14 protein-coding genes and 1 riboswitch are annotated in these 18,477 nt (G+C 66.4%); of the genes, 12 read left to right on the forward strand and 2 right to left on the reverse strand.

Going from position 1 to position 18,477, the window contains the following annotated elements:
* Positions 1 to 48 precede the first annotated feature (48 nt).
* Positions 49 to 1,902: a TonB-dependent receptor plug domain-containing protein gene (locus ACODRZ_RS20245; RefSeq protein WP_488972236.1), complete on the reverse strand. Its 1,854-nt coding sequence runs from the start codon at positions 1,900 to 1,902 to the stop codon at positions 49 to 51.
* 106 nt (positions 1,903 to 2,008) lie between these two features.
* Positions 2,009 to 2,200: riboswitch (cobalamin riboswitch) on the reverse strand.
* Positions 2,201 to 2,423: 223 nt separating this feature from the next.
* On the opposite strand from ACODRZ_RS20245, the gene ACODRZ_RS20250 reads away from it, so the two are divergent.
* The 12 genes from ACODRZ_RS20250 to ACODRZ_RS20305 all read left to right on the forward strand — a co-directional run bounded on the left by ACODRZ_RS20250 (position 2,424) and on the right by ACODRZ_RS20305 (position 16,989).
* Positions 2,424 to 3,551, forward strand: a complete 1,128-nt coding sequence (locus tag ACODRZ_RS20250; RefSeq protein ID WP_488972237.1) for a cell wall hydrolase — start codon at positions 2,424 to 2,426, stop codon at positions 3,549 to 3,551.
* 150 nt (positions 3,552 to 3,701) lie between these two features.
* On the forward strand, positions 3,702 to 4,046 hold the full coding sequence (locus tag ACODRZ_RS20255; RefSeq protein ID WP_488972238.1) for a hypothetical protein: 345 nt from the start codon (positions 3,702 to 3,704) through the stop codon (positions 4,044 to 4,046).
* A gap of 457 nt (positions 4,047 to 4,503) precedes the next feature.
* Positions 4,504 to 5,466, forward strand: a complete 963-nt coding sequence (mdh, locus tag ACODRZ_RS20260; RefSeq protein ID WP_488972239.1) for a malate dehydrogenase — start codon at positions 4,504 to 4,506, stop codon at positions 5,464 to 5,466.
* Positions 5,467 to 5,755: 289 nt separating this feature from the next.
* The gene (gene sucD / locus ACODRZ_RS20265) at positions 5,756 to 6,646 is read left to right on the forward strand and encodes a succinate--CoA ligase subunit alpha (RefSeq protein ID WP_488972240.1); all 891 of its coding nucleotides are present in this window, start codon (positions 5,756 to 5,758) and stop codon (positions 6,644 to 6,646) included.
* Positions 6,647 to 6,844: 198 nt separating this feature from the next.
* Positions 6,845 to 9,697: a 2-oxoglutarate dehydrogenase E1 component gene (locus ACODRZ_RS20270; protein WP_488972241.1), complete on the forward strand. Its 2,853-nt coding sequence runs from the start codon at positions 6,845 to 6,847 to the stop codon at positions 9,695 to 9,697.
* A gap of 8 nt (positions 9,698 to 9,705) precedes the next feature.
* Positions 9,706 to 10,938, forward strand: a complete 1,233-nt coding sequence (odhB, locus tag ACODRZ_RS20275) for a 2-oxoglutarate dehydrogenase complex dihydrolipoyllysine-residue succinyltransferase (RefSeq protein WP_488972242.1) — start codon at positions 9,706 to 9,708, stop codon at positions 10,936 to 10,938.
* Between the two features lie 170 nt (positions 10,939 to 11,108).
* Complete coding sequence (lpdA, locus tag ACODRZ_RS20280) at positions 11,109 to 12,506, forward strand: dihydrolipoyl dehydrogenase (protein ID WP_488972243.1); 1,398 nt, start codon at positions 11,109 to 11,111, stop codon at positions 12,504 to 12,506.
* Between the two features lie 212 nt (positions 12,507 to 12,718).
* Positions 12,719 to 12,928, forward strand: coding sequence for an endonuclease domain-containing protein (locus tag ACODRZ_RS20285; protein WP_488972244.1), 210 nt, complete (start codon positions 12,719 to 12,721; stop codon positions 12,926 to 12,928).
* Positions 12,929 to 13,131: 203 nt separating this feature from the next.
* A complete protein-coding gene (locus ACODRZ_RS20290; RefSeq protein ID WP_488972245.1) occupies positions 13,132 to 14,598 on the forward strand; it encodes a DUF4403 family protein in 1,467 nt (488 codons plus the stop codon).
* A gap of 111 nt (positions 14,599 to 14,709) precedes the next feature.
* Positions 14,710 to 15,141, forward strand: coding sequence for a hypothetical protein (locus ACODRZ_RS20295; RefSeq protein WP_488972246.1), 432 nt, complete (start codon positions 14,710 to 14,712; stop codon positions 15,139 to 15,141).
* Between the two features lie 35 nt (positions 15,142 to 15,176).
* Entirely contained in the window at positions 15,177 to 15,920 is a 744-nt protein-coding gene (locus tag ACODRZ_RS20300) for a TorF family putative porin (protein WP_488972247.1), read from the forward strand.
* A gap of 106 nt (positions 15,921 to 16,026) precedes the next feature.
* Positions 16,027 to 16,989: a quinone oxidoreductase family protein gene (locus ACODRZ_RS20305; RefSeq protein ID WP_488972248.1), complete on the forward strand. Its 963-nt coding sequence runs from the start codon at positions 16,027 to 16,029 to the stop codon at positions 16,987 to 16,989.
* Positions 16,990 to 17,108: 119 nt separating this feature from the next.
* Here ACODRZ_RS20305 and ACODRZ_RS20310 read toward each other — a convergent pair whose 3' ends face one another.
* Positions 17,109 to 18,428, reverse strand: coding sequence for a cytochrome P450 (locus tag ACODRZ_RS20310; protein ID WP_488972249.1), 1,320 nt, complete (start codon positions 18,426 to 18,428; stop codon positions 17,109 to 17,111).
* Between the last annotated feature and the right edge of the window lie 49 nt (positions 18,429 to 18,477).

Genomic DNA, 18,477 nt, shown 5'->3' on the forward strand with positions numbered 1-18,477 from the left:
GTCCCGGAACTCGTCCGGGACGGCACGCGCCGGGAACAGCACGCCTCGTCACATCTTCACGCGAATGCCGGCATAAGCCGAGCGCCCCGGCGTGCCGTAAGTGCGCACCACTTCGTAATGCTCGTCGAACAGGTTCTCGATGCGGCCATAGACCTCGACGTTCTGCGTCACTGCAAAGGCGCCGCGCAAGCCCACCACCACATTGCCGTCGACATACTGCGTGTTCGCGGTGTCGTCGTAGCGCCCGCCGCCGACCCGCAGGTCCGCGCCCAGCTTCAGGCCGACCGCCCAGGCCTTGTCGATGCTGGCGTAGAGGTTGCTTTTCGGCCGACGCGCCAGCCGCGCACCGGTGTCCTCGTTGGTGGCATCGAGGTAGGTATAGGCAAGGTTCACGTCGAAGCCCTGCCAGTTCGTCACCTGCATTCCCAGTTCCACGCCCTGCGCCCGCGACCGGCCGACGTTGTAATAGTTCCAGTTTGCAAGGTCGTAGTCGATCAGGTTCTTCGTCTTGCGGTCGAAATAGGTCACCGTGAAGCGCCCGGTGCCTTCCGCGAAAGGCTGCTCGATGCCCACATCCCAGCTCTTCGACGTCTCGGGGTCGAGCGCGCGGAAGCCGGCATTGGTGTAGAGCTGGTAGAGCGACGGCGCCTTGAAGCCCTCGCCATAGCTGGCGCGCAGCACCGGGGCGCTGTCGCCGCCGCCGATCACCCAGGCGCCGTTGGCGGCGAAGGTCGTGCGGTCGCCGAAGTCCGAGTTGTCATCGTAGCGCAAGCCGCCGTTCAGCGTCAGCCCGGAAAGCGGGCGCAGCGTCAGGTTGCCGAACAGGCTGTCGATGGTTGTCGAATCCTTCGATCCGTAGTTGTCGTCGAACTTCTGCTTCTCGGTCTCGCCGCCGACCAGCACGCTCGCCTGCTCGATGGGCGCGAAGCTGACCTGGCCCTCGAAGCGCTCGGTGCGGCCGTTGGTGGTGTAGGGGCCGAAGACGGCGTCGTCGGAGATGCGGCGCGTGTCGTTGATGCCATAGCCGACGCGTGCGTTCAGCCTTCCGTCGAGGCCCGCATAGCGCAAGTTCGCATAACCCAGCGTATCGCGCTTGAGCCCCACGTTGAGGGCATCGGCGCCGGTGTTGTCGTAGTCGTAGTTCGCCTTGGTGTAGAAGCCTCCCGCATCGGCCGAGAGGCCGGGCGCGAACTCGATCGAGGCGCGGGCATTGGCGCTCTTGCTCTCGAAGCCGTCCTTCTCGGTGGCGCCGCGGCGCTCGTTGAAGGCCGAGAAGCCGTCGCCCTTGAGCCAGTTGCCGCCCAGCGTCAGGCCGACCGGGCCGACGAGACCCGCCGCCGAGACGCTCGCCTGCTTGCGGTCGCGCCAGCCATACTCGGCCTGGCCGCGCGCGGTCCACTGCTCGGTCGGGCGGGCGGTGATGAAGTTGATGACGCCGCCCACCGCGCGGCTGCCCCACAGCACGCCCGAGGAACCGCGCACGACCTCGACGCGGTCGAACTGGCCGATCGGCAGCGCGCCGAAGTCGAAGCCGCCGCCGACGTCGCCGGGATCGTTGATGCGCACACCGTCGATCAGCACCAGCGACTGCGCGTTCTCGGCGCCGCGCACGAAGACGCTCGCGGGCTGGCCGAAGCCGCCCGACTGTACGGTCGAAACGCCGGGGATGCGCGCGAGCACGTCGGTCGCGGTGGTCGCCTGCGTGCGCTCGATCTCGTCGCGGGTGACGACGCTGACCGACTGGCCGACCTGGGTGATCGGAGTAGGCTCGCGCGTGGCGGTGACGGTGATGTTTGTACGCTCGTTTTCCGGCAACCGGGCAGCGTTAGTCTCGACAACGTCTTGCGCCATCGCAGGCGCGCTCACCGCAAGCGCGGTGCCGAGCAGAAACAGATACTTCATATGTCCTCCGAACCTTTGAACGTGCTTGTGCCGTTCACGGCGGAGGCATGCGCGCCTTCCTCATGGCGCGTCACACTCGCTGCATCCGGAAGAACCCCGTCCGGCTGCGGAACGACCGTCTCGGGCAGGTCTCCTGGCTCCCGGATCGTCAGTCGCGCCATCCGCCTTCCCGGCCCTCATACGGGCCAGTGGCATGGTGGAGGCGGCCTCCCCGGTCACAGTTGCGGGGGCAGCGCCGGTATTCGCACCCGGCTTCCCTCTTAGGCCCTTGCGGGCAACCCATGACGTAACCGCGCGGATAGTGCGGCATACAGGGGTTGGCAAGCGCAGGCGTCTCTCTCGCAAAATCTTAAGCCCTTAAGCGTACAGAGCGTGGCTGTACCGCAACGGGACGGCCCGGAATGCCCGGATGCACACGCACCGGACACAGGCTAGGCCGGTGCTGCCGAATTGCGGCCGAAAGGAACCGAGTGAGCCCTGCCCCATCCAGTCCCGGACCACACGCCGCCCCGGCGCCGGTGATGGATTCGCAGAGCGCTCCATTCGAACGCCCGCGCGATTTCGTCGGCCGCTACCCGCGCCGCGCCCGCTCTATCGGGCACCGCCCGGTCGTCCTGCGCCGCCGCTGGACTTTCGCGGTCACCGCCCTTGCCGCCGTCGCCCTTCCCGCCTTCGCCGCGCCGGAGGGATGGGACAGCTTCGCCATCGCCGACGCCGCGCGGCCCGATGCCGAAGCGCTGCCGATGCCTTTCGAGCAGGCGGGCGCCAGCTTCCCCGGCTCGGCCTTCTACTACCTCGAAGCCGAGAAGGCCCCGCTGCAGGTCGGCGAAGGCATCCGCTCCGATGCCGACGACAGCGTCTCCGGCCCGCTCCCGACCGCGCGGCCGATCTACATCGACAACTCCGGCGTGGACCGCACCCGCGCCCTGCAGTGCATGACCGCCGCGATCTACTACGAAGCCGCCAGCGAGCCCGACGCAGGCCAGCGCGCGGTGGCACAGGTCGTGCTCAACCGCATGGCGCACCCGGCCTATCCCAAGACCGTCTGCGGCGTCGTCTACGAAGGTTCCGAGCGTTCGACAGGCTGCCAGTTCTCGTTCACCTGCGATGGCTCGCTCGCCCGCCGCCCCCAGCGCATGTTCTGGGAGCGCGCCGAGAACGTCGCGCGGCAAGCCCTCGCGGGATACGTCTACACACCCGTCGGCCTCGCCACGCACTATCATACGGTTCAGGTAAATCCGTACTGGGCGCCGAGCCTGCATTACCTGTCCACCATCGGCGCGCACCGCTTCTACGCGCTGCGCGGCGCGGCGGGCAGCGCCGCGACGTTCCACTTTGCCTACCTCGGCGGCGAGCCGATGGCCGCTCCGCACCGCCATGACGACAGCGCCGATGCCGCCGCCGCTGCAGCGGCGCTGGACCCGCTCGCAGTCCAGCGCGCATTCGGCACGGCCCAGCCCGCAAGGGCAGAGCCCGTCGCGCAGGCGACCAACCCGATCGCGCCCGCCCAGCCCAGCCCGGCCTACTCCAGCGAAGTGCAGCAGCGTGGCGGGGATTCGCTCTATACCGCCCGGAATCTGCCGGGTTCGCAAGGGGTCAAGGCCGAGTACGCGAACTCCGGCCGCTGGATCGCCCAGCCCGCAAATTGAAGATAATCGATTGCAACGGAGACACCCGGGGAATGTCCCTAGGTGGTATCGTCAAGACTTGAGAAACCACATCCCTGCATGATGGGTTCATCGCTGCCGGGGTAGAGGGTTGATCCGTCGACACCCACCAAGAAGAGAGACTACCCGCCCATGACCATCCGCTTCGCCGCCGCCATGAACGGGACGATGCCGGCCATTGCCGGAGTGCTCTGCACCGGCGCGCCGCTGGGCGCGGTCAACGACAACGCCCCCCTTCTCCCGCGCCCCAGCCTGCGCTCCATCGAGAGCAAGCCTGCCGCCGAGATCGACGCCGGCATTGCCGAAGCCCTCATGCATTTCGCACGGCACGGCCTCTCTGCCGCCGAACAGGCCCGTGTCGAGGCCGAGGCCGCCCATGAACGCGGCGACACCGCCGCACGCGCCCGCTGGCTCGGCATCTGCCGCCATCTCGACCGCCGCATGGCCGCCGCTCTGGCAAAACGCCTCGCGAGTTGAACGCTTAATCCTCCCTGTCGCGCAGCGATGGGGAGGTGGCAGTCGCGAAGCGACTGACGGAGGGGTGGGTTGCGATCCCCCTCCACCACCGACTGCGTCGGCGGCCCCCCTCCCCATCGCTTCGCGACAGGGAGGATGAGAGTTTCGACGAGTCGCACCCAAAGCGACTTGCGCTCGCCATATCCCCGTTCGATACCATCCCCAGCGCCGCTCAACCCTTTCGCAACATTGCCGACAGGTGAACAAACAGGCGATTTTCCGCCAATTTACCCCCTTTATTGCAATTGCGAACTATTATCAGATAAAAGGTTCCGCAAACACCCCTTTGCCGGTTGCAATGCCCTGACAAGGGGCGTAGGGCCTGCCCCGCAAACACCGGCACCTGCCATTTGCGGGATTAGCGCAGGCCGCCTTGAAGTCCGAGAAATCCCGCCCTCGGGAAGGACACGAACGGATCATGGCTCGTAAGAAGATTGCCCTCATCGGCGCCGGCAACATCGGCGGCACTCTGGCGCACCTCGCGGCGCAGAAGGAACTGGGCGACATCGTCCTGTTCGACGTCGCTGAAGGTCTGCCGCAGGGCAAGGCTCTCGACCTCTCGCAGTGCGGCCCGGTCGAAGGCTTCGACGCCAAGATCACCGGCACCAACGACTATGCCGACATTGCCGGTGCAGACGTCATCATCGTCACCGCCGGTGTCGCCCGCAAGCCCGGTATGAGCCGCGACGACCTGCTCGGCATCAACCTCAAGGTGATGAAGTCGGTCGGCGAAGGCATCGCCGCCAACGCACCCGACGCTTTCGTGATCTGCATCACCAACCCGCTCGACGCGATGGTCTGGGCGCTGCGCGAATTCTCGGGCTTGCCGCACAACAAGGTCGTCGGCATGGCCGGCGTTCTGGACTCGGCCCGCTTCTCGACCTTCCTCGCATGGGAATTCGGCGTCTCGATCCGCGACGTGAACACTTTCGTGCTCGGCGGCCACGGTGACACCATGGTCCCGGTCGTGCAGTACTCGACCGTCAACGGCATCCCGGTTCCGGACCTCATCAAGATGGGCCGCACCACCCAGGAAAAGATCGACGCGATCGTGCAGCGCACCCGTTCGGGCGGCGGCGAGATCGTCGGCCTGCTGAAGACCGGCTCGGCCTTCTACGCTCCGGCCGCCTCGGGCATCGCCATGGCCGAAGCCTACCTCAACGACCAGAAGCGCATCCTGCCCGTCGCGGCTTATGTCGATGGCCAGTACGGCGTTGACGGCCTCTACGTCGGCGTGCCCGCAGTGATCGGCGCGAACGGCGTCGAGGAAGTCGTCGAGATCGCTCTGGACGACGAAGCGAAGTCGAACCTCCAGGTTTCGGTCGACGCGGTCAAGGAACTGCTGGTTGCCTGCAAGGGCATCGACGGCACGCTTGCATGAGCGTCTTCCCTCACGATGAGTGTGTGACTTGCGGAAAAAGTCCGCAATTTACGATCTTGTTGACCGTTTCGCCTACAGCGGACAACGACAGCGTCGTTTTTCACATTCCCAATCAAAGAGTGAGGGAAATGCAGGGGACTAGCTTCGATCACACGAGGCAAGTCCCCTTCTGCCAGACCTGCATCCGTGAGGTCGAAAGTAATTTACGCGGTACAATTGCCGCACTGTCCGACCGAAACAGTAAGTCACGTCCGAAATTTAAAGATTTCGACTTCTCATAGGAGCCGTAATGTCGATCCTCGTTAACAAGAACACCAAGGTCATCACCCAGGGCATGACCGGCGCGACCGGCAGCTTCCACACCCAGGCCGCGCTCGACTACGGCACGCAGATGGTTGCGGGCGTGACCCCCGGCAAGGGCGGCCAGACCCATATCGGCCTGCCCCAGTACAACTCGGTCCACGAAGCCAAGGCGGCCACCGGCGCCACCGCATCGTGCGTCTACGTGCCGCCGTTCGGTGCCGCCGACGCCATCCTCGAGGCGATCGACGCCGAGATGGAACTGATCATCTGCATCACCGAGGGCATCCCCGTCCTCGACATGGTGCCCGTGAAGCGCGCCCTCACCGGCTCGAAGTCGCGCCTGATCGGCCCGAACTGCCCCGGCGTCCTGACCCCCAACGAGTGCAAGATCGGCATCATGCCCGGTTCGATCTTCTCGCAGGGTTCGGTCGGCGTCGTCTCGCGCTCGGGCACGCTGACCTATGAAGCCGTGTTCCAGACCACCGCGGCAGGCCTCGGCCAGACCACGGCTGTCGGCATCGGCGGCGACCCGGTCAACGGCACCAACTTCATCGACATGCTCGAGCTGTTCCTCGCGGACGAAGCCACCAAGTCGATCATCATGATCGGCGAAATCGGTGGTTCGGCCGAAGAAGAAGCCGCTCAGTTCCTCAAGGACGAAGCCAAGCGCGGGCGCCGGAAGCCGATGGCGGGCTTCATCGCCGGCCGCACGGCTCCTCCGGGCCGCCGCATGGGCCACGCAGGCGCGATCGTCTCGGGCGGCCAGGGCGGCGCCGAGGAAAAGATCGCGGCGATGGAAGAAGCCGGCATCAAGGTTTCGGCCAGCCCCTCGCTCCTCGGCGAGACGCTGGTGGAAGCCATCAAGGCTTTCGCCTGACACTATAGGTGCAACGGGGCGGCGGGTTCTTCGGAAACTCCCGCCGCCCCGGGGCGCTTACCATGACGCGCAAGGGGCATCCGGTCCCTGCGTAAGTACCCAGCGGACTAGCGGCCCTCCCTCCCCGGAAAATCCGTCAGCCCGCCAACTCAGACGACGCCGGACAACCCTGTCCGGGCGTGGCGATAGGTGATTCCTATGGGCGACGAGAGTTTCGATTTCACCCCGGATGCGGCTTTGGACGAAGTCCAGGCCGGTCCCAGCTGGCAGCGCGGCAACTGGCCCCTCGTCGGCGGCGATGCCGAGGACGACTGGACGCAGGGACTTGATCCCACCGTCCTGAAGGCCGAGATCAAGAAGGCTGCGGCAAAGGGCGGCAGCGCCCCGATCGACCAGTCCCGCATAGACGAAGCGGCGGCCGACGCAATCCGCGCAATGATGCTTATCCGCACCTATCGCGTGCGCGGTCACCTCGCGGCGGACCTCGACCCGCTCGGCCTCAACCAGCGCAAGCTGCCTGCCGACCTCACCCCCGAGTACCACGGCTTCGCCGGTGCCGCGCAGGACCGCAAGGTCTACGTCGGCGGCGCGCTGGGTCTCGAGTGGACGACCGTGCGCGAGCTGGTGCAGATCCTGCGCGCCAACTACTGCGGCAAGGTCGGCCTCGAATACATGCACATCGCGGACACCGAGGAGCGTCGCTTCCTCCAGGACCGCATGGAAGGCGCCGACAAGGAGATCGAGTTCACGCCGGAAGGCAAGAAGGCGATCCTCTCGGCCGTCGTGCGCGGCGAGCAGTACGAGAAGTTCCTCGGCAAGAAGTACGTCGGCACCAAGCGCTTCGGCCTGGACGGCGGCGAGTCGATGATCCCCGCCCTCGAGGCGGTGATCAAGTACGGCGGCCAGCTCGGCGTGAAGGAAATCGTCTACGGCATGGCTCACCGCGGCCGCCTGAACGTTCTCGCGAACGTGATGGCCAAGCCCTACAAGGTGATCTTCCACGAATTCTCGGGCGGCACCGCCAACCCCGAGGACGTGGGCGGCTCGGGCGACGTGAAGTACCACCTCGGCACTTCTACGGACCGCGAGTTCGACGGCACCAAGGTTCACATGAGCCTGATGCCGAACCCCTCGCACCTCGAAACCGTCGATCCGGTCGTGCTCGGCAAGGTCCGCGCCTACCAGCAGATCGCGGACGACATCGGCGACGACGTCGGCCCCGGCGCGCGGCACAAGCAGGTGCTGCCGGTCCTCATCCACGGTGACGCCGCCTTCGCAGGCCAGGGCATCATCTGGGAGTGCTTCGGCCTCTCGGGCGTGAAGGGCTACAACACCGGCGGCTGCGTCCACTTTATCATCAACAACCAGATCGGCTTCACGACGAGCCCGCAGTTCGCGCGCAACTCGCCGTACCCCTCGGACGTCGCCAAGGGCGTCCAGGCGCCGATCCTGCACGTCAACGGTGACGATCCGGCAGCGGTGACCTTCGCCTGCAAGCTGGCGATCGACTACCGCCAGACCTTCGGCCGGGACATCGTGATCGACATGTGGTGCTACCGCCGCTTCGGCCACAACGAAGGCGACGAGCCGGGCTTCACGCAGCCGCTGATGTACGCGAAGATCCGCCAGCACCCGGCAGTCTCGAAGATCTATTCGGACAAGCTGAAGGCGGAAGGCGTCATCGACGACACCTTCCTGCCCCAGACCGAAGCGGCCTTCACCGCGCATCTGGAAGAGCAGTTCGAGGCGGCCAAGACCTACAAGTCCAACCAGGCCGACTGGTTCTCGGGCCAGTGGAGCGGCTTCCACAAGCCTGCCGATCCGGAGACCGCGCGCCGCAACGTCGACACGCAGATCGAGCCCAAGCTGTTCGAAAGCCTCGGCCGCACCCTGACGACCGTTCCTGCGGACCTCACCGTCCACAAGACGCTCGCCCGCGTGCTCGCCGCCAAGGAAGAGATGTTCAAGGCCGGTGACGGCTTCGACTGGGCCACGGCGGAGGCGCTCGCCTTCGGCAGCCTCGTCTCGGAAGGCTACGGCGTGCGTCTGTCCGGTCAGGACTGCGAACGCGGCACCTTCTCGCAGCGCCACTCGGTCTGGGTCGACCAGAAGGACGAGCACAAGTACACCCCGCTGACCACGCTGCCGCACGGCCGCTTCGAGGTTCTGAACTCGACGCTGTCGGAATACGGCGTGCTCGGCTTCGAGTACGGCTTCGCCAGCGCCGACCCCAAGACCCTCGTCCTGTGGGAAGCGCAGTTCGGTGACTTCGCCAACGGCGCGCAGATCATCATCGACCAGTACGTCGCATCGGCGGAGTCCAAGTGGCTGCGCGCAAACGGCCTCGTCATGCTGTTGCCGCACGGTTACGAAGGGCAAGGCCCCGAGCATTCGTCGGCCCGTCTGGAACGTTACCTGCAACTCTGCGCGCAGGACAACATCCAGGTCTGCAACATCACCACCCCGGCGAACTACTTCCACGTGCTTCGCCGCCAGATGCATCGTCCGTTCCGCAAGCCGCTGGTCATCATGAGCCCGAAGTCGCTGCTCCGCCATCCGCTGGCGAAGTCGTCGGCCAAGGACTTCCTGGAAGGCAGCTTCAAGCGCCTGCTGTCCGATCCCAACGGTTCGGCCGACGAGGCGACCAAGAAGGTCGTGCTGTGTTCGGGCAAGGTCTTCTACGACCTGCTCGAAGCGCGCGACGCGGCCGAGATCGACGACACGCAGATCATCCGCGTGGAGCAGATCTACCCCTTCCCGGGCGAACCGCTGGCCAAGCGTCTGTCGAAGATGCCGAACCTCGAGGAAGTCGTCTGGTGCCAGGAAGAGCCCAAGAACAACGGCTCCTGGTTCTTCGTCGAACCGCTGGTCGAAGCCGCCGCCGTCGAGGCTGGCGTCAAGGCTCCGCGTCCGCGTTATGCGGGTCGCTCGGCCTCGGCCTCCCCGGCTACCGGTCTCGCCAAGCGCCACACCGCCGAACAGGCGGCGCTGGTCGCCGACGCGCTGCATCTTTCCGTCCGTTCCGAACTCCGTCGCAAGCAGAAGGCTTGAGATAAATCATGACCACCGAAGTCAAGGTCCCCGTCCTTGGGGAATCCGTCGCCGAAGCCACCATCGGCCAGTGGCTGAAGCAGCCCGGCGAAGCCGTCGCCGCTGACGAGCCCATCGCCAGCCTCGAGACCGACAAGGTCGCGATCGACGTCATGGCGCCCCACGCGGGCACCATGGGCCAGCAGCTCGTTGCCGAAGGCGACACCGTCGTCGTCGGAGCGCTGATCGCCACGATCGAGGCAGGCTCGGGCGCCGCTGCGGCTCCGGCTGCTGCCCCCGCCGCTGCTCCGGCTCCCGCTGCAGCCGTCGCCCCCGCTCCCTCGCCCGCCCCGGCAGCTGAAGACGCCTCGGCTGGTGCCTCGGTCCTCTCGCCGGCCGTGCGCCGCGCGATCCTGGAGCACGGCATCGACCCCGCGTCGATCAAGGGCACCGGCAAGGACGGCCGCATCACCAAGGACGACGTCCTCGAAGCCGCCAAGAACAAGCCCGCCGCCTCGGCGCCTACCGCCTCGGTCCCGGCTGCTGCCGCTGCTCCCGCAGCACGCGGTGAAGAGCGCGTGAAGATGACGCGCCTGCGCCAGACGATCGCCAAGCGCCTCAAGTCCGCGCAGGACAACGCAGCGCTGCTCACCACTTTCAACGACGTCGACATGTCGGCCGTCATCGAAGCGCGTGAGAAGTACAAGGACGTGTTCCAGAAGAAGCACGGCATCAAGCTGGGCTTCATGTCGTTCTTCGCCAAGGCTTCGGTCCTGGCGCTCAAGGACATTCCGGCCGTCAACGCGCAGATCGACGGCGACCAGATCGTCTACCACGACTACGTCGACATCTCGATCGCGGTCTCGGCTCCGAACGGCCTCGTCGTCCCGGTCGTCAAGGACTGCGACAAGCTGGGCTTCGCCGGCATCGAGAAGGCCATCGCGAACTTCGGCAAGAAGGCCAAGGAAGGCACGCTGACCATGGCCGACATGGCCGGCGGCACCTTCACCATCTCGAACGGTGGTGTGTTCGGTGGCCTGATGTCCACCCCGATCATCAACCCGCCGCAGTCGGCGGTGCTGGGCCTCCACCGCATCGAAGACCGCGCCGTGGTCCGTAACGGCGAGATCGTGATCCGCCCGATGATGTACATCGCGCTGTCCTACGACCACCGCCTGATCGACGGCCGCGAGGCAGTCACCGCGCTCAAGACCATCAAGGAAGCGATCGAAGACCCCACCCGTCTGCTGATCGACCTCTGAGGTTGCGCCCTGCCTCCCGCTCGCCCTTCGACAAGCTCAGGGTGAGCGGGGGTAGTGCAAGGTCCACACACCTTTCGACAAGCTCAGGGTGCGTGGGTTCAATTGACTGAATACCAATTCCCGCTCAGGCTGAGCTTGTCGAAGCCCAAGCGCGACGAAAGGCCTAACAAATGGCTGATTACGACTACGACGTCCTTGTCATCGGTGCCGGCCCCGGCGGTTATGTCGCGGCGATCCGCGCGGCGCAGCTGGGCCTGAAGACCGCCTGCGCCGAAGGGCGCGAGACGCTGGGCGGCACCTGCCTCAACGTGGGCTGCATCCCCTCGAAGGCCCTGCTCCACGCTTCGGAATACTTCGAGGCGGCCAAGGGCGGCGCGATGGCGGCGATGGGCATCAAGGTGACCCCCGAACTCGACCTGCCCACCATGCAGGGCCAGCGCCTCGACGCGATCAAGGGCCTGACCGGCGGCATCGAGTTCCTGTTCAAGAAGAACAAGGTCGACTGGCTGAAGGGCTACGCCCAGTTCAAGGACGCGCACAGCGTCGAGGTTGCGGGCAAGACCGTGACCGCCAAGAACATCGTCATCGCCACCGGCTCGTCGGTCACCCCGCTCCCGGGCGTCGAGATCGACAACGAAGGCGGCGTGGTGGTTGACTCGACCGGCGCGCTGGAACTGGCGTCGGTGCCGAAGAAGATGGTCGTCATCGGCGGCGGCGTGATCGGCCTGGAACTGGGCTCGGTGTGGCGTCGTCTCGGCGCGGAAGTCACCGTGGTCGAATTCCTCGACCAACTGCTTCCGGGCATGGACATGGACGTGCGCAAGGAAGCGTCCAAGATCTTCAAGAAGCAGGGCATGGCCCTCAAGCTCGGCACCAAGGTCACCGGCGTCACCGTCGAGGGCAAGAGCGCCAAGGTCACCGTCGAGCCTGCCAAGGGCGGTGACGCCGAAGTGATCGAGGCCGACGTCGTCCTCGTCTCGATCGGTCGCCGTCCGAACACCGAGGGCCTGGGCCTCGGCAACATCGGCCTTGAGCTGAACGCGCGCAACCAGATCGAGACCGACCACGACTTCGCCACCAAGGTGGACGGCGTCTGGGCGATCGGCGACGTGATCCCCGGCCCGATGCTCGCGCACAAGGCCGAGGACGAAGGCATCGCCGTGGCCGAGAACATTGCGGGCCTGACGGGCATCGTGAACCACGACGTCATCCCCGGCGTGGTCTACACCCAGCCCGAGATCGCGGGCGTGGGCCTGACCGAAGAAGCCGCCAAGGAACGCGGCGCGGTGAAGGTCGGCAAGTTCCCGATGCTGGCGAACTCGCGCGCCAAGACCAACCACGAACCCGACGGCTTCGTGAAGGTCATCGCCGACGCCGAGACCGACCGCGTACTCGGCGTGTGGTGCATCGCCTCGGTGGCGGGCACGATGATCGCACAGGCCGCGCAGGCCATGGAATTCGGCGCGACCTCGGAAGACATCGCCTATACCTGTCACGCGCACCCGACCCACTCGGAAGCGATCAAGGAAGCGGCGATGGCCGTCACGGGCAAGCCGATCCACATGTGATCTTGCCCATCAGGCTGAACGAAGGGGCCGGTGCGAAAGCGCCGGCCTTTTTCGTTTGTGCTTAGGCCCCCTCCACCGCCCGCTACGCGGGCGGTCCCCCTCCCCATCCCTGCGGGACAGGGAGGATTTCAGCATTCTAACTTCCTATCCTCCCTGTTGCGTAGCAATGGGGAGGGGGACCGCCGACGCAGTCGGTGGTGGAGGGGTACGACATGCCGCCAATCCAGACGATCCGCCGGGCGCGAAAACTGCGCCGCGCAATGGCGCCACCTGAAGTCATCCTTTGGCAACACCTGCGCCGCTCTCCCATGGGCCTGAAGTTCCGCCGCCAGCATCCGATCGGCCCCTACGTGCTCGACTTCTACTGCCCCTCCGCAAAGACCGGCATCGAAATCGACGGCGCGGTTCACGACATGGGCTAGAACCCCGAGCACGACCTGCACCGCGATGCCTGGCTGCGCGAACACGGCATCGCCCTCATCCGTATCCCCGCCCGCGAGGTACTGGGCGCGCCCGAAATCGCCATCGCCGCACTCGCACAAGCCTGCCAACGATAGCCTCGCTGGAACCGCACCCGCCCCTCGCGACTTTCTCCGCGACTATGGTTCCACGGGGCGTTCCACGCATGGCCTTGCGCATTATCCTGCCGGTTCTGGCGGGCACCCTCGCACTCACCGCCTGCAAGCGCGAACGCTTCCGGCCGCCGCCGCGCGCCCACGACGAGATCCGGATCGAGCCGCAGGCCTCGCTCATCACCGTCCCGGTCACGGCGGACCTCACCGAACTCGCCGCCGCGCTCGACCGGGAGATACCCCGCACCCTCTGGACCATCGACAAGCCGGGCCAGACCTGCGTGAAATCGAAGCAGGTCGATCTCGGCATCACCACCCTCAAGACCCCGGCGCTCAAGTGCCGGATCGTCGGGGACGTCACCCGCGGCCCGATGACCTTCGCAGGGCGCGGCAAGGAAATCCGCCTGACGATGCCGCTCCACGCCGTCCTGCGCGCCGAGGACATCGGCGGCATGCTCAAGCGCGAGACCGCCACTGCCGACGCCGTGGCGGAAGCCACCGTGCGCATCACCCTCGCCGACGACTGGACGCCGCGCGGCACCGTCGACATCCGCTACGACTGGACCAACTCGCCGCATGCGGAGTTCCTAGGCCAGCGTATCGACTTCACCGAAAAGGCTGACCGCAAGCTCGCACCGGTGATCGCCAAGCTGGAGCGCGAACTGCCCGGTCAGCTCGGCCGCCTGCAACTGCGCCGCCAGGTCGAGCAGGCGTGGAATTCGGCCTTCACCACCCTGTCGCTCAATCGTGAGAACCCGCCGGTGTGGATGCGCGTGAAGCCCACCGAACTGCAGTACGGCGGCTACGAACTCGACGGCAAACGCATGCTGCTGCGCCTCGGCGTGAAAGCGGTGACCGAAACTTTCGTCGGACGCCGCCCCGAAGATCCCGCGCCGAGCCCGCTGCCGCCGGTCAAGCCGCTGGAAGCGCAAGCGGGGCGCCTCGCCTTCTTCATCCCCGTCGTCGCCGATTATCACGAACTGGAACCGGTATTGATGAAGGCCCTGCGCAAGCGCTCCGCTCACCCCTTCGCGGTGCCCGGCGTTGGCCCGGTGCGCACGGACTTCCACAAGGCCACGATCTACGGCACCACCGGCGGACGCATCGCCGTCGGCATCGATTTCACCGCGCGCGACGAGGCGGGCAAGCTGGGCGCGACCAAAGGCACCGTCTGGATGACCGGCGTGCCCATCAATGCCGAGGACTCGCGCCAGATCGGCTTCGAGCAGTTCGAAGTCAGCGGCACCACCGACATGCGCGGCGGTGACCTCATCCTGCGCCTCGCCAATACGCCGGGCATGAGCGCGACGATCGCAAACGCGCTGGCACAGAATTTCGAGAACGACTACGGCAAGCTCCTCGGCAAGATCGGCCGCGCGATAGAGGACAAGCGCGAAGGCGACCTCGTCATTCGCGCCGAGGTAACCCGCACCCGCACCGGGCGCATCCAGGCGGCGGGGCGCGGGCTCTACCTGCCGGTCTGGGCGGACGGCACAGCTTCGATCACCGTAAAGCGCTGAACAGACATCATCACCGTTCGGCAACAAGCGGGCAGCAATTGCCGCCTACCTCCGATTGCACAAGGATTGTGCATTATTGCCTAATATTTAGGCATTTTATTGGGAGGAACCATGAGCCTGATCGCCCTCGCCGCTTTCGCCGCTGCCGCTGCCTCGACTGCCGCGCCGGTCCATAGCGTGAACCTTGATCACCGTGGCAGCACTTACAGCATCGACTACCGCGCCCGCGTCGAGACCAGCATGCGCACCATCGGCATTGCCCCGCCCGCGCGCCAGAGCACGCAGCGCTGCGTCATGACCGCGAGCGTCTCGGTCGATCGCGTCATCGCCGATGGCGGCCACGCGCTGACCGCCACGCTGCCCGGCAAGGAGACCTTCACCCGCCAGTTGCCCGGCGACTGCCGCAACCGCGATGCCCAGCTTGCCCGGCTCGTAGACGACAGGGGACCCGCCATCACCGCGCATCTCGCGAAGACCGCCAGCGCCGATCGCGAACATGCCCTTGCCGCCATCGACGCCGCGCATCACTTCGCCGCGAACTGACGGACACTCACAGGAAAGAGTGCTAGATCAATCGGATGCGATATATTCTCAGTCTGGCCGTCGCGATCTGCGGCGGCCTCGTTTATTCCGGCGCCCATGCGCAGTCCACAGGCGGCACCGTCTCCTTCGAAGCCGAAACCGACCATCGCGAGCGGGGCCTGAGCGGTAGCGACGGCAAGGCGGCCCTCGGCATCTCGGCCTCGGTGCCGGTGACCTACGACCTCGGGGTCGACCTGGATGCGGTGACCCTGCGCGATGCCGCGCGCCATGGCGGCGCCGATCTCGGTATGACGGTCGCGCCGCGCTACACCGTCCACGGCGGGCCATGGGATTTTTCCGCCGGAGTGCGCGGCAATCTCTTCGTGGGCCGATCGGGCACCAGCTATGTCGAGCTCACCGGCGAGGTCGCCCGCACCCTTGGCCCCGCGCAACTGGTGCTGGGCGCGGCCTTCGCGCCCTCGCAAGACGCCATCGGCGGCAGCAACCTCTATCTCGACGCCCAGCTTTCGGCGAGTATCCCCGGCACGCCGGTGACGCTTTACGGCGGGGTGGGCCACACCAGCGGCTCCTCCAACGGTGATCCGCGCGCGGCACGCCTTCGGCCGGGCGGTGACTACCTCGATCACCATGTCGGGGCTGAGTACACCGAGGCCAACTATGCAGTGGGGCTGCGCTATTCCGGCACTTCGATCGGGAAGGACGAGGTCGATCCGCTCTCGCGCTGGACCGACCGCCACTATGGCGCGCGGGTCATGGCCTACTTCCGTTTCACACCGTGACGCGCCTCATTTGACCCTCGCAGCGGTTCCGGCCCTCTCCGATTGACCAGATGCGCCCCATGCGTCCCAACTGGCAGGAGAAGCCGACAAGACACGGGAGAGCGCGATGAAGGCAGTCTGGTACAACGAGAACGGCGGCCCCGAGGTCATGCACTTCGGCGAGCAGCCCGATCCGCAGGTCGGTCCGCGAACCGTACTCATCCGGGTCGAAGTGATCTCGATCGAAGGCGGCGACCTGCTCAATCGCATCCACACGCCGCCCGTCCGCACACCTTTCGTGCCCGGCTATCAAGCGGCGGGCACGGTCGCGGCGGTGGGCGCCGAAGTGACGCGCTTCGCCCCCGGAGACCGCGTCGTCGGCTTCAACTGGAACGGCAGCCACGCCGAACTGTTCGCGGTGCCCGAGACTTACGCCTATCCGGTGCCGGAGGACATGGACCTCGCCCTTGCCGCAGTGGTGCCGATCGCCTTCGGGACGGCCTACGACGCGCTGTTCACTTACGGAGGATTGGCTGCGGGCGAAACCGTGCTGGTCCAGGGCGCGGCAGGCGGCGTCGGGCTTGCCGCCGTGCAGCTTGCATCGCAGGCGGGGGCGATCGTCATCGGCACCGCATCCAGCCCCGAACGCCTCGCCCGGGTCGAGCCGTTCGGCCTCACGCACGGCATCGACTACCGGCGCGAGGACATCGCCGCGCGCTGCAGGGAGATCACCGCGCGAAAGGGCGTGGACCTTGCGCTCGACCTCGCTGGCGGGGCGGGCAAGGACGCGCTCGTCGAGGCCCTGCGCGGGCATGGCCGTTATGCGGTGGTCGGCGCGGCGGAAGGCACGCTGCCCAGCTTCGGGTTCTTCGAACTGATCCGCAAGGCGATGCAGGTGACCGGCATCTCGTTCGGCCGCGACATGCACACGCCGCGCGTCCATGCGCTGCTGACCAACCTCTTCGCCAAAGTCCACGCAGGCGAACTGGCCATGCCGATCGCGCGGGAGTTCGGTCTGGCCGATGCGGTGGAGGCGCACCGCTTCGTGGCGGAAGGGCATCCGTTCGGGCGGGTCGTGATGCGGGTATAGCGCCTCCTCCCAGTTGCGAAGCAATGGGGACGTGGCAGCGAAGCAGTCGCTGATGGAGGGGCGCTTACTCCTCGGTCATCCGCCCCCCTCCCCGAGACAAGCTCGGGGCGGGATGGGCCTCACAGCGGATCGAACTCCAGGTGCAGCGCCTTGAGCGCGCGCAGCACGTATGTCGGCTCGTACTCGAACCTGCGTGCGCCTTCGGGGCCGTGATGCTCCCCGGAAAGCCGGATGTTGCCCATGCGCGCCAGCAGGCGTTCGATGCTGACCGCAACCTCGCGCCGGGCAAGCGGAGCGCCGATGCAGGTATGCGCGCCGCGTCCGAAGGCGAGGTGCTCCTTGATGCGCGGACGGTCCATGTCGAACCGGCCCGGGTCGGGAAAGCGCGACGGGTCGCGATTGGCGGCCATGTGGCTCATGAGGATGGGTGTACCGGCCTTGATCTCCACGCCGCCGAGCGTGGTGCTCTTGCGGCAGAGCCGTCCTGCACTCTTCACCGAGCCGTCGTAGCGCAGAAGTTCCTCGATGAAGTCGGGAATGCGCGCGGGATCGCGCCGCAGTTCGGCCTGGATGTCGGGCCGCGTCGCGATGACCTTGAAGCCGTTCGCGAGCAGGCGGTTGGTGGTGTCCTGTCCCGCGCCGAACAGGAATGCCGCGAGCCCGGTCACGTCGACGAGCGACGGTCTGGAGCCATCGGGAAAGGTCGCCTTCGCCAGTTCGTTGAGGATGTCCTCCTGCGCCAGCAGTGCGCGCAGCGGGCGCATCAGGCGGTGATTGGCCAGCCGTCGCCGCGCAATGAGCCCGAACAGCTCCTTGCCCACCGGTACGAGCGGGTTCTTCATCATCTCCTCGTGCGTGGCGTCCATCGGCACGGGAATGGCGCCTTCCAGCAGCTTGCGGAACCGACGCCGCGTGGCCTGCGAGAGCCCCAGCAGGTCGGAGATCACCAAGGCCCCGTAAGGCCCGCCGTACTGGCGCACCATGTCGACGCGCCCGTCCCGGTGGAACTCGTCGATCAACCCCTCCGCCGTCGCCGCAAGCTGGGGCTGCAATTGCTTCAACCGGCTCGGCGTGAACAGGCGCGAGAGGATCGAGCGCAAATCGGCATGACGGGCGCCCTGCTCGCAGACGATCTGGTCGGCGAAGGCGATCTGGCTGCGATGCGCCTCCAGCAGGTCGCCGATGTCGTCGCCCTCGGGCACGAAAGGCAGGTCGACCATGCCGCCGGTCACGCCATTGATCTCAGAGAAATGCTCCGTGTCGAGCGAGACCTGTACGGTTTCCTCATAGCCGACCACCGCCACCGCCCCCCGATAGGGCAACCGCACTACCGGGCCTTGCGTGCGAAGATAGTCGAAGTAGGCGTGCGGATCGTCCACCAGCGAAATGTCGGTGTACCAGTCGGCCGTCTCGTAGGACACGTGCGTTTCTCCCGCCATTTTATGATCCTGTGCGTATCATAAAATGGCCATGGGTCAAGGACCGCCC

This window comes from Novosphingobium sp. FG90, from assembly GCF_057808725.1.